This window comes from Saccharothrix stipae (assembly GCF_054781895.1).
Genome location: NZ_BAAGTN010000001.1, coordinates 275011 through 287615, shown reverse-complemented (window position 1 = coordinate 287615; position 12605 = coordinate 275011). Strand labels below are relative to the sequence as shown.

17 protein-coding genes are annotated in these 12605 nt (G+C 73.3%); 7 read left to right on the top strand and 10 right to left on the bottom strand.

Features of this window, described 5'->3' with window-relative positions:
- Window positions 1–8 precede the first annotated feature (8 nt).
- A complete protein-coding gene (locus ACYVLT_RS01295) occupies window positions 9–452 on the bottom strand; it encodes a hypothetical protein (protein WP_461118189.1) in 444 nt (147 codons plus the stop codon).
- A 108-nt stretch (window positions 453–560) separates the two neighbouring features.
- Between ACYVLT_RS01295 and ACYVLT_RS01290 the strand changes: the two genes are divergently transcribed.
- Together ACYVLT_RS01290 and ACYVLT_RS01285 are read left to right on the top strand one after the other, a co-directional pair.
- Window positions 561–926: a GntR family transcriptional regulator gene (locus tag ACYVLT_RS01290; RefSeq protein WP_461118188.1), complete on the top strand. Its 366-nt coding sequence runs from the start codon at window positions 561–563 to the stop codon at window positions 924–926.
- A gap of 10 nt (window positions 927–936) precedes the next feature.
- A complete protein-coding gene (locus ACYVLT_RS01285) occupies window positions 937–1686 on the top strand; it encodes a TetR/AcrR family transcriptional regulator (RefSeq protein WP_461118187.1) in 750 nt (249 codons plus the stop codon).
- On the opposite strand, the gene ACYVLT_RS01280 is transcribed toward ACYVLT_RS01285, so the two are convergent.
- Entirely contained in the window at window positions 1680–1865 is a 186-nt protein-coding gene (locus ACYVLT_RS01280) for a PspC domain-containing protein (RefSeq protein ID WP_360451693.1), read from the bottom strand. The two genes, ACYVLT_RS01285 and ACYVLT_RS01280, sit on opposite strands and share 7 nt — an antisense overlap.
- A 401-nt stretch (window positions 1866–2266) precedes the next feature.
- On the opposite strand from ACYVLT_RS01280, the gene lnt reads away from it, so the two are divergent.
- Window positions 2267–3889 carry an apolipoprotein N-acyltransferase gene (gene lnt / locus ACYVLT_RS01275; RefSeq protein WP_461118186.1) on the top strand — a complete coding sequence of 541 codons (1623 nt, stop codon included), beginning with the start codon at window positions 2267–2269 and terminating at the stop codon, window positions 3887–3889.
- Window positions 3864–4661: a polyprenol monophosphomannose synthase gene (locus ACYVLT_RS01270; RefSeq protein ID WP_461118185.1), complete on the top strand. Its 798-nt coding sequence runs from the start codon at window positions 3864–3866 to the stop codon at window positions 4659–4661. The genes lnt and ACYVLT_RS01270 overlap by 26 nt, the downstream gene beginning before the upstream one ends.
- 69 nt (window positions 4662–4730) lie before the next feature.
- On the opposite strand, the gene ACYVLT_RS01265 is transcribed toward ACYVLT_RS01270, so the two are convergent.
- The 6 genes from ACYVLT_RS01265 to ACYVLT_RS01240 form a co-directional block, all read right to left on the bottom strand.
- Window positions 4731–5075, bottom strand: a complete 345-nt coding sequence (locus tag ACYVLT_RS01265) for an RNA polymerase-binding protein RbpA (RefSeq protein WP_360451685.1) — start codon at window positions 5073–5075, stop codon at window positions 4731–4733.
- 470 nt (window positions 5076–5545) lie between these two features.
- Window positions 5546–6016 carry an NUDIX domain-containing protein gene (locus tag ACYVLT_RS01260; protein ID WP_461118184.1) on the bottom strand — a complete coding sequence of 157 codons (471 nt, stop codon included), beginning with the start codon at window positions 6014–6016 and terminating at the stop codon, window positions 5546–5548.
- 82 nt (window positions 6017–6098) lie between these two features.
- The gene (locus ACYVLT_RS01255; protein ID WP_461118183.1) at window positions 6099–6719 is read right to left on the bottom strand and encodes a helix-turn-helix domain-containing protein; all 621 of its coding nucleotides are present in this window, start codon (window positions 6717–6719) and stop codon (window positions 6099–6101) included.
- A gap of 73 nt (window positions 6720–6792) precedes the next feature.
- The gene (locus ACYVLT_RS01250) at window positions 6793–7521 is read right to left on the bottom strand and encodes a thymidine kinase (protein ID WP_461118182.1); all 729 of its coding nucleotides are present in this window, start codon (window positions 7519–7521) and stop codon (window positions 6793–6795) included.
- 204 nt (window positions 7522–7725) lie between these two features.
- Window positions 7726–8118: a RidA family protein gene (locus tag ACYVLT_RS01245; RefSeq protein ID WP_461118181.1), complete on the bottom strand. Its 393-nt coding sequence runs from the start codon at window positions 8116–8118 to the stop codon at window positions 7726–7728.
- 80 nt (window positions 8119–8198) lie between these two features.
- Complete coding sequence (locus ACYVLT_RS01240; protein ID WP_461118554.1) at window positions 8199–8648, bottom strand: RrF2 family transcriptional regulator; 450 nt, start codon at window positions 8646–8648, stop codon at window positions 8199–8201.
- A 96-nt stretch (window positions 8649–8744) separates the two neighbouring features.
- Here ACYVLT_RS01240 and ACYVLT_RS01235 point away from each other — a divergent pair, with 96 nt between their 5' ends.
- Together ACYVLT_RS01235 and ACYVLT_RS01230 are read left to right on the top strand one after the other, a co-directional pair.
- Window positions 8745–9059 carry a PadR family transcriptional regulator gene (locus ACYVLT_RS01235; protein ID WP_461118180.1) on the top strand — a complete coding sequence of 105 codons (315 nt, stop codon included), beginning with the start codon at window positions 8745–8747 and terminating at the stop codon, window positions 9057–9059.
- Between the two features lie 22 nt (window positions 9060–9081).
- Window positions 9082–9798, top strand: a complete 717-nt coding sequence (locus ACYVLT_RS01230) for a hypothetical protein (RefSeq protein ID WP_461118179.1) — start codon at window positions 9082–9084, stop codon at window positions 9796–9798.
- Between the two features lie 46 nt (window positions 9799–9844).
- Here the strand turns inward: ACYVLT_RS01230 and ACYVLT_RS01225 are convergent, their stop codons facing one another.
- A complete protein-coding gene (locus tag ACYVLT_RS01225) occupies window positions 9845–11242 on the bottom strand; it encodes an MFS transporter (protein WP_461118178.1) in 1398 nt (465 codons plus the stop codon).
- Window positions 11243–11347: 105 nt separating this feature from the next.
- Window positions 11348–12124, bottom strand: a complete 777-nt coding sequence (locus ACYVLT_RS01220; protein ID WP_461118177.1) for a glycerophosphodiester phosphodiesterase — start codon at window positions 12122–12124, stop codon at window positions 11348–11350.
- A gap of 67 nt (window positions 12125–12191) precedes the next feature.
- On the opposite strand from ACYVLT_RS01220, the gene ACYVLT_RS01215 reads away from it, so the two are divergent.
- Window positions 12192–12548: a hypothetical protein gene (locus tag ACYVLT_RS01215; RefSeq protein WP_360451669.1), complete on the top strand. Its 357-nt coding sequence runs from the start codon at window positions 12192–12194 to the stop codon at window positions 12546–12548.
- Window positions 12549–12605 lie beyond the last annotated feature (57 nt).

Sequence of the window (12605 nt, the reverse complement as noted above, 5' to 3'; positions counted from 1 at the left end):
GGTGGAGGTCACTCCTCCCACGCACCCGGGTCCTCGCACACGTCGACGTGGTTGACCCGGTACTCGCCCCGCAACTCCGCGACGAACCCGTCGACGTCCACCCCGAACGCCTCCACCACCCGCACCGACGCCGGCGTCGACCCCACCCGCGCCGCGTCGGCCAGGTCGTGCCGGCCCTCCGCGCGCAACGCCGCCGTCACCCGGTCGTGGTTCTCCGACTTCGTCCGCTCGTCCCGCACCTCCCGCACCCGCCGGTCACCGCGCAACTCGCCCGCCACCCGCCGCATCTGCTCGTCGGTGTCGAACAACACCCGCACCACCGTGCAGTACGGCACTGGCCGACCCGCCACCGACCGGCCCGGCCCGAGCAGCACCACCAGCACGACCACACCCGTCACCAACGCCGACACCACGGTCAGCGCCAGCACTCGACCCGGCGATCGGCGGAACACGGACACCACCCTGCCACGCCCCGTGCCACACCGGCCACCCAGCGTCACCCCGACCGCCGGCGGACGCGGTGACGCGCACCCCCACCGCCCTCTGCCACTATCGACCACGTGATCAGCATCGACCCGGCCTCACCCGTGCCGCCCTACGAACAGGTGCGGTCCCAGTTCGCCCGCGCGATCACCGACCGCGACCTGGCCGTCGGCGCCCGCCTGCCCACCGTGCGCGCCCTGGCCGCCGACCTCGGCCTCGCCGTCAACACCGTCGCCCGCGCCTACCGCGAACTGGAGGAAGCGGGCCTCATCGAAACCCGCGGCCGCGCAGGCACCGTCGTCAGCGCCGCCGGCCAACGCGGCCGCGAACGCGTCCTGCGCGCCGCCCGCGCCTACGCCACCACCGCCCGCGAACAAGGCCTCGCCGCCGACGAGGCCCTCGACATCGTGCGCGCCGCCCTCACCGACACCCACCACCCGTAGGGTGACGCCGATGGCCACCGAACACGGCGGCGGCGACCCGGCCCGGACCCTCGCGGTGCTGTGGCGCACCACCGGCCGGACCGCCCGCACCGACCTCGACGTCGACCGCATCGTCACCACCGCGATCACCCTCGCCGACACCGAGGGCCTCGACGCGTTGTCCATGCGCCGCGTCGCCCGGGAACTGCGCGTCGGCACCATGTCCCTCTACACCCACGTGCCCGGCAAGGCCGAACTCCTCGACGCCATGGTCGACGCCGTGCACGGCGAGACCCCACGCCCCGCCGACGTGCCCGGCGGCTGGCGCGGCCGACTCGCCCGCATCGCCCGCGACAACCTCGACCTGCACCTGCGCCACCCCTGGCTGCTGCACGTCGTCGCCCACCGCGCCGTCCTCGGCCCCCACGTCGCCGCCAAGTACGACTACGAACTCGGCGCCGTCGACGGCATCGGCCTCACCGACACCGAGATGGACTCCGTCCTCACCCTCGTCCTGGCCCACGTCCGCGCCGCCGCCCGCATCGCCGTCGACGCCGCCCACGTGCGACGCAGCACCGGCCTCACCGACGAACAGTGGTGGCAGGCCGCCGCCCCCGTGCTCGCCAAGGTCCTCGACCCCGCCCGATACCCCACCGCCGCCCGCGTCGGCGCCGCCGCCGGAGCCGCGCACGGCGCCGCCCACGACGCCGAGCACGCGTTCACCTTCGGCCTGGAACGCGTGCTCGACGGCATCGACGCCCTCGTGCGGACCCGTCAATAAGGACGCTTCGGCATCATCACCCACAACAACAGGTAGATCAGGAACTGCGGCCCCGGCAACAGGCACGACACCAGGAACACCACCCGCACCGTCCTGGCCTTCCACCCGTACCGGGCAGCCAGCCCCGCACACACACCCGCGATCACTTTCCGGTCCTGAGGCCTGGTCAACGTGGTCATGCCACCACCATTCCCGCGCTCGACGCCCCCCACATCGGTGGGCACCCTGATCCCTACCCCGACCCGCCACCACCCAACCCCAGGGCAACCACACCCCGCCCCACACGTCCCAACCCACCCGCCGCCCGACCCTCACACCCCGGCACCCGCCCACCGGGTATGCACAACCCGGACACGCACAACCCGGGGGCGCACGACGCCCGGCACCGACCGGCGGTTCCCCGCCCCCACCACCGACCACCGCGGACACCCCGGCACCGGCGGCGGCCCGATGGGGGTCGTGCACCCGTGGGCGGTCGCGGGGGAGGACCTCGCGCCCGTCTCCTACCGCTACCGGGTCCGGTGAGGGGGCGTGACGGGCTGGCTGCGGGTTCGTGACCGCGGGCTCGTAGGCTGGCCCGGTGGTCGCCGCCCCCGTGACGCCGGATCAACCCGTCGCCGACACGCCCCCCGCCCGCCGTCGCCGGGACGTGCGCGGCACGCTCGCGCGGATCGCGGCGGCCGCCGCCGGCGGGGCCGCGGTGTTCCTCAGCTTCCCCCCGCGCACCACCTGGTGGCTGGCCCCCGTCGGGTTCGCCGTGCTCGGCGTCCTGCTGCACGGCCGCCGCGCCCGCGCCGGATTCGGCCTCGGCCTCGTGTGGGGGCTGGCGTTCATGGCGCCGCTGCTGCGGTGGACCGGCGAGTTCGTCGGCCTCATCGCCTGGCTGCCGCTGGCCCTGCTGTGCGCGACGCTCATCGCGATCGGCACCGCCGCCATGGCCGCGGTGTCCCGCCTGCCCGGCGCGCCGCTGTGGATGGCGCTGGTGTGGGTCGCCGACGAGGCGCTGCGCGCCGTCGTGCCGTTCGGCGGATTCCCCTGGGGCAAGATCGCCTTCGGTCAACCCGAGGGCTGGTACCTGCCGCTGGCCGCCCTCGGCGGCGCCCCGCTGATCGGGTTCGCCGTCGCCCTCACCGGCCTGGGCGCCGCCCACCTCGTCCACACCCGCGGCCGCGGCTGGCCGCTCGGCGCGGCCGCCGTCGTGCTGCCCCTCGCCGCCGGCGTCGCCGCCTCGACCCTCGTGCACACCGACCCCGACCAGGGCACCGCCACCGTCGCCGCCGTCCAGGGCAACGTGCCGCGCGCGGGCCTGGACTTCAACGCCCAACGCCGCGCCGTGCTCGACAACCACGTCGCCCGCACCCTGCAACTGGCCGCCGACGTCGACGCCGGCCGCACCGAACGCCCCGACCTGGTCATCTGGCCGGAGAACTCCTCCGACATCGACCCGTTCCGCAACGCCGACGCCGCCGCCCGCATCCGCCAGGCCACCGAGGCCATCGGCGCGCCCATCGCCGTCGGCGCCGTCCTCATCGACCCCGGCGACAACCTGCCCCGCAACACCGTCGTGCTCTACGAACCCGGCGTCGGCCCGACCGACACCTACACCAAGCGGCAGCTGCAGCCCTTCGGCGAGACCATGCCCTACCGCGCGTTCTTCCGGATCTTCACCGACACCGTCGACCGCGCCGGCACCTTCCAACCCGGCACCGACCCCGAGGGCTTCACCATGGGCCCCGCCAAGGTCGCCCTCGACACCTGCTACGAGGTCGCGTTCGACGGCGTGGTCCGCGACTCGGTCACCGCGGGCGCGAACCTCATCGCCATCCCCACCAACAACGCCACCTTCGGCTACACCGAGATGACCTACCAGCAACTGGCCATGTCCCGCGTCCGCGCCGTCGAACACGGCCGATCCGTCGTGGTCGCCGCCACGAGCGGCGTCAGCGCGATCGTGGCCCCCGACGGCACCGTCACCCGGCGGACCGGCCTGTTCACCGCCGACGCGCTGGTGGCGACGGTGCCGCTGCGCGGGGAGGCTACGCTGGCCACCCGGCTCGGCGCATGGCCCGAGTGGGTGATGACCGCCCTGGGCCTCATGGCCGTGGCGTTCACCGTGACGATGAGACGACGACGATCGCGTCCGACCCCTGGTGCGGGTGTCGGCGAGGAGGAAACGGATGGCGGACCAGCAGGCGCAGCCTGACCGCGAGCTCGGGCCGGTGCTGGTGGTGATCCCGACCTACAACGAGCGGGACAACATCGGGAAGATCGTGCAACGGCTGCACACCGCGCTGCCGGACGTGCACGCCCTCGTGGTCGACGACGGCAGCCCCGACGGCACAGGACGGCTGGCCGACGAACTGGCCGCCGCCGACGACCGCGTGCACGTCCTGCACCGCACGGAGAAAGCAGGCCTGGGCGCCGCCTACATCGCCGGGTTCGGCTGGGGCATGGAACGCGGCTACCAGGTCCTCGTGGAGATGGACGCCGACGGCTCCCACGCCCCCGAGGACCTGCCCCGCATGCTCGACGCCCTGCACGACGCGGACCTCGTCATCGGCTCCCGCTACGTGCCCGGCGGCACCGTGGTCAACTGGCCCAAGAAGCGCGAGATCCTCTCCCGCGGCGCGAACCTCTACTCCCGGCTCGCGCTGGGCGCCTCGGTCAAGGACATCACCGCGGGCTTCCGCGCCTACCGCACCGACGTGCTGCGCAACCTCAACCTGCACAACGTCGCCTCGGCCGGCTACTGCTTCCAGATCGACCTGGGCTGGCGCACGATCGAACTCGGCTACCGGGTCGTCGAAGTGCCCATCACGTTCACCGAGCGTGAGATCGGCGTGTCCAAGATGAGCGGCGACATCGTCCGCGAAGCACTCATCAGGGTCACCAAGTGGGGACTGCGCCGCCGCGGCACCCAACTGCGCGACCTGTTCGCCCCGAAGGCCAAGGCGAAGACCCCCACCAACCGCTGAACCACCCCGATACGCCGAGGGGCCCGCCGGGACGATCGTCCCGGCGGGCCCCTCGCACGTCGTGGCGGATCAGGCGGTGCGCGTGCGCCGCCCCTTCAGCTCCTCCAACCGCTCGTCCAGCAGCTCCTCGAGCTCCGGGATCGTGCGCCGCTCCAGGAGCATGTCCCAGTGCGTGCGCGGCGGCTTCACCTTCTTCTGCTCCGGCTCCGCGCCGTCGATGATCTTCGACTCCTGGCCGTGCAGACGGCACTCCCAGGTGTGCGGGACCTCGGCGTCGTCGGAGAACGGGACCTCGAAGTCGTGGCCCTTGGGGCAGGCGTACCGCACCGACCGGCGCGGGGCGAGGTCGTGATTGCGGTCGGTCTCGTAGCTGACTGCTCCGAGCCGGCTACCCCGTAGAACGCGGTCGGCCATGGCGGTGTCCTTTCGCTCGGCTCAGGGCCGGGGCCCAGGCTTGTTGCTCACCGAGTGCAACGATCGGACTGCTCCGTTCGTTCCCGGCTTCACGGTCATCGTCGCCCACAGTGACGTCTTTCACCCGTCAACGAAGGCGTCCACCTAAGGGATGCAATCGCGGCCGGTTCGTGACGCGTTATCAAGCTACCGAGACCATCCATCACACGGACGGAGCAGTCCTGGCACAAGTCGTGCGGCTGCGACAGCTTAGACCGACCACGCAGGGCGACGTCACAGCGGGTTTAACGCAACAGTAGTGACGTCCGTCATGGTCACGGTCACGCAAAGTTATTTCGAGGATTTTCGGGGATCCCGCCACGCTCGGTGGCGGTTCAAGTGTGCTCGGTGGCGGACATGAGGATGAATCACCCGTCCGGACCGCACCCAAACGTCCAATCGGACGCTTTACCCTCTCGATAACTTCAGTGTCACCCGAAAGAGTGGTCTTCGGCGAGTCGGTCGAGGAACTCCCGTTGCCCCTTCACCACTTTCGACCGCGCCTCGACGAGAGAAAACCACGCGACGCGGTCGACCTCCGGGTACTCCCGCAGCCGGCCCGACCCGCGGGGCCACTCCAGGGTGAACGTGCCCGGAACCACCCCGTCGGGATCCAGGTCGCCCGCCAGGGCCCACGCCCGCACCACCTTGCCCCCGGACTGCCGCACCTCGCCCAACGGCACCAGCTCGCCCGCCGGCACCGGCAGCCCCAACTCCTCGACGAACTCCCGACGCGCGGTGACCTCCGGCTCCTCGTCGCCCTCCGGCTCACCCTTCGGGATCGACCACGCCCCCTCGTCCCGGCGCGCCCAGAACGGGCCGCCCATGTGCCCCAGCAGCACCTGCACCTCGCCGTCGACCACCCGGTGCAGCAGGATGCCCGCGCTGAACCGGCCCGTCACCCGGCCACACCCCGCGTGCCCGACCCCGCCGCACCCGTCGTCATGGTCCCCAGTGTGGCGGGCCGCACCACACCCGCGACGATCAGGTCTTGCGGCGGGTCCGCATGTGGATCTGCTCGCCCTGCTTGCCGAACAGGCTCAGGATCTCCACCGGCTCCGGGCCGGCCGGACCGAACCAGTGCGGCAGGCGCGTGTCGAACTCCGCCGCCTCGCCCGCCGTCAGCACCACGTCGTGGTCGGCCAGGATCAACCGCAACCGCCCCGACAGCACGTAGAGCCACTCGTAGCCGGTGTGCGTGCGCGGATCCGGCTCGCCCCGGTCCGGGATGATCATCTTGAACGCCTGCAGACCGCCCGGCTGCTGCGTCAGCGGCAACACCGTCATGCCGTTGCGCCGCACCGGCACCGGACGGATCCGCGGGTCGCCCACCGGCGGCGCGCCCACCAACTCGTCCAACGGCACGCGGTGCGCGCGGGCGATCGGCAGCAACAGCTCCAGGCTCGGGCGCCGCAGACCCGACTCCAACCGCGACAGGGTGCTCTTGGAGATGCCCGTGGCCGCCGCCAGGTCCGCCAGCGTCGCGCCCCGGCTCGTGCGGATGTGCCGCAACCGCTCACCGACCTTGTCCAACACCTCGTCGGTCGGACCGCCACCCGTGTCGGCGTGATCGGTGTCGGTGTCGGTGTCGTTCGCGTCGCTCATCTGGTCGTGTCCCGGTTCCGGCAACGTGGTTTGTCCATTGTGGGACGCCGGGGGAGTGCCGGTCGACCGGGGGTCAGGTGAGGCGCAGCTGGTGGCCGTCCACGGCGTGCGGGCCGAGGTCGCCGGTGCGGTAGTGGGTGCGGCACAGCACCTGGTAGCGGACCTCGACGCCGTCGGCCGCGGTGTGGGCGGTGGTGTCGGCGACCAGGACGGTGTCCCCGGCGCGCACGACGTCGCCGTCGTGGACGCGGGCGTTGAACCGGCCGGGCCGGCCGCACCAGCACAGCACCTCGACCTGGATGGCGTTGAGCTCGTCGGCCAGCTCGAACAGGCGCCGCGAGCCCGGGAACAGCCGGCTGCGGAAGTCGGTGGCCAGGCCGAAGCAGTACACCTCCAGGTGGGCGTCGTCCGCGAGCTCGGCCAGCTGGTCGACCTGCTCGGCGGACAGGAACTGGGCCTCGTCCACGATGAGGTAGTCCACCCGGGCGCCGCCCGCCCACCTCTCGCGCACCAACGCGCACAGGTCCATGTCCTCGTGGACCTCCAGCGCGTTGCGCGCCAGGCCCATGCGGCTGGAGATGGTCGGGGCCCCGGAGCGGTCGTGGCGCACCAGCAGCAGCCCGCGCCGGCCCTGACGGGCCTGGTTGTGGTCGATCTGCAACGCCAGCGTCGACTTGCCGCAGTCCATCGGACCGAAGAAGAACCGCAGCCGCCCGGTGGGCGCGAGACCCCGGCCCGCGCCGGCGGCGGGCACGGAGGACAGCGCGTCGGTCGGGTCCGGGGCGAGCGTGATCGGTTCCACGGCGGGCCACCCTAATGCGCGACACCCGCGGTCGGTGCGCGGGTCGTGCCCACGGGCCGCCCACACGACCTTCCCCGCGCACCACCCTGCCCTGCCGAGGAGGCGGAGGCATCGGTGCGGCGGCCCACCGTGCCCGTACCCCGGCTCGCCTGGCGAGCCGGGGTGCCTCCCGGCCCGGGGCGTCCGGGCTGGGAGGGCACGGCGTCAGCGTGCGGCGACGGCGTCGACCTCGAACAGCATCCCGGGCAGGGCGAGGGTGGCGACGCCGAGCAGCGTCTGGGCGGGTGGCCGGTCGCCCCAGATCCGGCCGACGCGGTCGGCCAGCACGGCGAGCCGGTCGGCGTCGTGGTCGACGACGTAGGTGCCCAGGCGGGCGACGTGGTGGTAGTCGAGCCCCGCCGCGCGCAGCGCGGTGCCGAGGTTGGCGAAGGCGCGGTCGACCTGCTCGGCGAAGTCGTCGGAGACGACGTGGCCGTCGCGGTCGCTGCCGTACTGGCCGGCCACGAGCACCAGGTCGCCGCTGGTGGCGGCGAGGTGGCTGTAGCCGTAGCCGGTGGGGTCGTGCAGTCCGTCGGGGTTGACCAGGGTGTGCGGCACGGTCGGTCGTCCTTCCGGTCGGGTCCGCCCGGGTCCCCGGGATGGGGCCGGCTCGGATGGGTCGGGCTCGGGGAGGGGGTTCAGGCGGGTGGGGCCGACGTGAGCCGGGCTCGGGGGGCGTCGGGGTCGGCGCGGCGCACGTCGGCGTCGAGGTCGGCGAGGGTGCGGCCGGCGAGCTCACGGCGCCAGGCCAGCTCGGCGCGGGTCATGGCGGCGTCGATGGCGCAGCGGGTGGTGTGGGGGCCGCCCGCGCGGATCTCGGTGCAGCGGAACGCCGGGTCGGCGCCTTCGAGCGCGGTGACCACGTCCATGAGGGTCACCGCGTGCGGTGGCCGGTCGAGCAGGTAGCCGCCGCGCGGGCCGGGCGTGGAGCGGACGATGCCGGCGCGACCCAGCGCCTGCAGCTGCTTGGTCAGGTAGGCCGGGGGCAGGCCGTGGTGGGCGGCGAGGCGGGCGGAGGGGACGGGGGTGCCGCCCGCCCACACCAGGTCCAGGCAGCAGTGCAGGGCCCACTCGACGCCCTCGGCCATCTTCACGGTCACACCCTACCCCGATCCTGGACATCCGATATCCAGATTTAGTGGCGAGATATATCGCGAAGCGGTATAACGTGCGGTGTGAGAGGTATGTCGGAGCAGGTGTTCCTGGTGCTCACCGCGTTGGCGGAGGAGCCATTGCACGGGTACGCGATCGTGCGTGCGGTGGAGGAGCTGTCGGAAGGGCGGATGCGGCTGAAGGTCGGCACGCTCTACGGGGCGCTGGACCGGTTGGTCGCGGAGGGCCTGGCCGAGCGCGACCGCGAGGAGGTCCATCAGGGCCGGCTGCGGCGCTACTACCGGCTGACCGACGCCGGGGTGCGGGTGTTGTCGGCGGAGGTGTCGCGGCTGTCGGCGAACGTGCGCGCCGCGTCGTCGGTGCTGCGGGCGAGGGGCGCGCTGTGAGCCGCGCGGTGGGGGGTGCGCTGTGAGGTCGAACCTGGAACGCCGCTACCGGGCGCTGCTGCGGGTGCTGCCCGCCTGGTACCGCGCCGAGCGCGAGGAGGAGATGGTCGGCATCTTCCTGGCCGACCGCACCGACGACACGGACCTGGAGCACGGCTGGCCGGGGTGGGGCGAGACGGGCGCGACGGTGGCGCTGGCGGTGCGGGTCCGGCTGGGCGCGCGGCGCGCGGCGGGGACCGTGCTGCGGGTGCTGGCGTTGACCGGGCTGCTCGGGCAGCTGGTGTCCGCGGCGCAGTCGTGGACGGTGATCGCCCGGATAGGCCCCGCCCCCGACGTGGGCGGCTGGTGGTACGACGCGGTGGCCGCGGTGGCGTTCGCGGCGCTGGTCGCCGGCCGCCGCGCGTGGGGCCGGGTCGCCGGCGGGCTGGCGGGCGCGGTGTCGCTGGTGCCGGCGGCGTGGTCGGTGGCGGCGGGGTTCCCGCCGTGGTGGACGCTGCTGTGGCACGGCCCGGCGCTGCTGACCGCCGTGGCGGTGGTCGCGGCCTTCCACCGGGAGGCGCCGCCCGTGCCGCGGTCGTGGTGGGCGATCGCGCCGGTCGCGCTCGCCGGGGGTGTCGCGTCGGTGGTGTTCGCCCCGGCGCTGTCGACGTGGACGATGTCCGCGGCGTGGCTGATCGCCGCCGCCGCGGTGGCGGTGTTCCGGCCGTGGACCGCCCGGGCGGCCGTGCCCGCGGCGTGACGGCGGGACCCCGCCCGGGTCGACTGCCCGGGCGGGGTCCTGTCGGTCACACCTTCTCGGGTACCGGGTTGCCGGTGGCGACGATCGCCTTGCGCACCGGCACGAAGATCAGCAGCACGAGACCGATGACGAAGAACGCGACCAGCGAGATGATCGCCAGGCGGAACGAGCCGGTCGCCTGCCCGACCGCCGCGAACATCGCCATCCCCAGCGGTGACGACGCCCGTTCGCCGACCTCGTAGAGGGAGAAGTACTGCGCCTCCCGGCCGGGCGGGATCATCTGGCTGAACAGCGACCGCGACAACGCGTTCGTGCCGCCCAGCACCAGCCCGATGCCCACCGCGAGCCCGTAGAACTGGACCTGTTGGCCCGCCTGGACGAAGTACGCCGCCCCGACCACCACGATCCACATGCACAGGCTGGCCATGATCGTGCGCTTGGCACCCCACCAGCGGGCCACCCAGCCGTGCAGCATGCCGCCGAAGAACGCCACGAACTGCACGATCAGGATCGTGGTGATCAGCACCGTCTCGTCCAGTCGCAGCTCCTCGCGGCCGTACTGGGCGGAGACGTTGGCGACCGTCGCGATGCCGTCGGCGAAGATCAGGTAGGTGCCCAGGAATGCCAGGGTGAGCGGGAACATGCGGGCCTGCCGCGCGGTCTGGCGCAGCTCGGAGAACCCGGCGGTGATCACCGACGCACCGGACTCCGTGCCGTGCGGCGGCTGGTGCCGCTTGAGCCGGGCCAGCGGGATCAGGGTGAACCCGGCCCACCACAGGCCCGAGATCACGAACCCGATCCGCACCGCCGCGCTCTCACTCACCCCGACCGCGTCGTGGCCCAGGAACAGCCCCAGTTGCACCACCAGCGCGAGACCTCCGCCCAGGTAGCCGAACGCCCAGCCGCGGGAGGACACCGCGTCGCGTTCGTCGGGGGAGGCGATCTCGGGCAGGAACGCGTAGTAGACGACGACCGACGCGCCGTAGCAGATGTTGGCCAGCACGAACAGCACCACGCCCAGGTGCCAGTCGTCGCCGCCCACCGCGGCCAGGGCGGCGGTGGCGACGGACCCGGTGAACGCCAGGACGCCGAGCATCCGGCGCTTGTTCTGCGTGCGGTCGGCGATGGCACCCATCACCGGCAGCACCACCACCTGCACGATCGTCGCGAACGCCACCAGGTAGCCGAACAGCGACCCGGCGGGGAAGTGCAGGCCGAACAGCGAGACGTCGCAGCGGTCCAGCGCGCCGTCGGCGCAGGCGTTCGGGCCGTTGCGGGCGGTGTCGGCACGGGCGGCCTCCGAAGCCACCGCCGTCAGGTAGCGGGAGAGGAACACGGTGATGACCGAGGTCGGGAACACCGAGTTCGCCCAGTCGTACCAGATCCATCCGCGCTGTTCCCGCCTGCGGTCCACGGCGGGTGCGGTGCTGTCGGCCACGCTCATGGGGGCGGACTGTATATCGCGGGCCACCCGTTGGTGGTGATCACCGCCAAGCTGTTGCCAACCGGTCTCCCGCACGCCACGCGACCCGGCCGGCGGCGAGGGGTGTCAGCCGCTCGCCCACGCCCGCCGGTCGATCAGCACGTCGCGCAACCGGTCGGGCCGGTCGGTGACCAGACCGTCCACGCCCAGGTCGAGCAGCCCCCGCATCCGCGCCTCGTCGTCGATGGTCCACACGTGCACCTCCAGGCCCCGGCGGTGCGCCGCGCGCACGAACCGGCCGTCGACCACCAGCAGCCTGCCCTGGTTCACCGGCACCTGCGCCACCATGCCCCGCACCGGCAGCCCCACCAGCGGCACCCGCCCCGCCGCCCACAGCGCGCCCGCCGACCGCGGCCCCATCGACGTCAGCAACCCCGGGCCGCCCAACCTGCGCAGCCGCGCCAGCCGCCGCTCCGAGAACGACGCCAGGCACACCCGGTGCAGCGCGTTCGCCCGGCGCAGCACCTCCAGCACCGGCACCACCGCCGAGTCGGCCTTCACGTCGATGTTGACCAACGCCTCCGGCAGGTCCTCCAGCAGGTCCTCCAACCGCGCGATCGGCTCCCGCCCGCCCACGTTGGCCGCCCGCACCGCCGACCACGGCTGCGCCGCCACCGGCCCCGTCGCGTCGGTGGTGCGGTCCAGCACCGCGTCGTGGTGCACCACCACGACCCCGTCGGAGGTCGCGTGCACGTCGGTCTCCAGGTACCGGAAACCCTCCCGGGCGGCGCGGCGGAACGCGGCCAGCGAGTTCTCCATCCCCGACAACTCGTCGAGGTGCCAGCCCCGGTGGGCGAACGCGCGGGGGTGCGGTCCGGACAGGTACGGGTGGTTCGCGGTCACACCCGGAGTGTGCCCTGGCGGCGTGGCGTTGCGGTGACCGGTGGGTAGCCGGATACCGTCGCGCGCCATGGAGCTGGTGACCGAGCCCGTCGCGGCGCGCCGTGAGGAAGCCAGGCACTGCGCCTGGTGCGGACGCCGCCTGCCCGACAGCGGCCGGATCGGCCGGCCACGCCGGTACTGCGCGCAGCCCTGCCGGCAGCGCGCCTACGAGCGGCGGGCCGCCGTGCAGCGCGGCGGGCTGCCCGAGGACGCCGTCGTGCTGTCCGCCGGCGAGCTGGCCGACCTGCAGGACCGGTTGTTCCAGCTGAGGTGCGCCGCCGAGGACGTCGCCACCGCGGCCGCCGACGGCGCCGACGGGTCGGAGTTGCGGCGACTGGCCGGGGAACTGGTCGACACCGCACGCGGACTGGAGCGGTTGCGCTGAACGGTGTCGGCTTGCCCACCGCCTGTGGTCTCGACCATCATGACGCGCGGGTGGGCG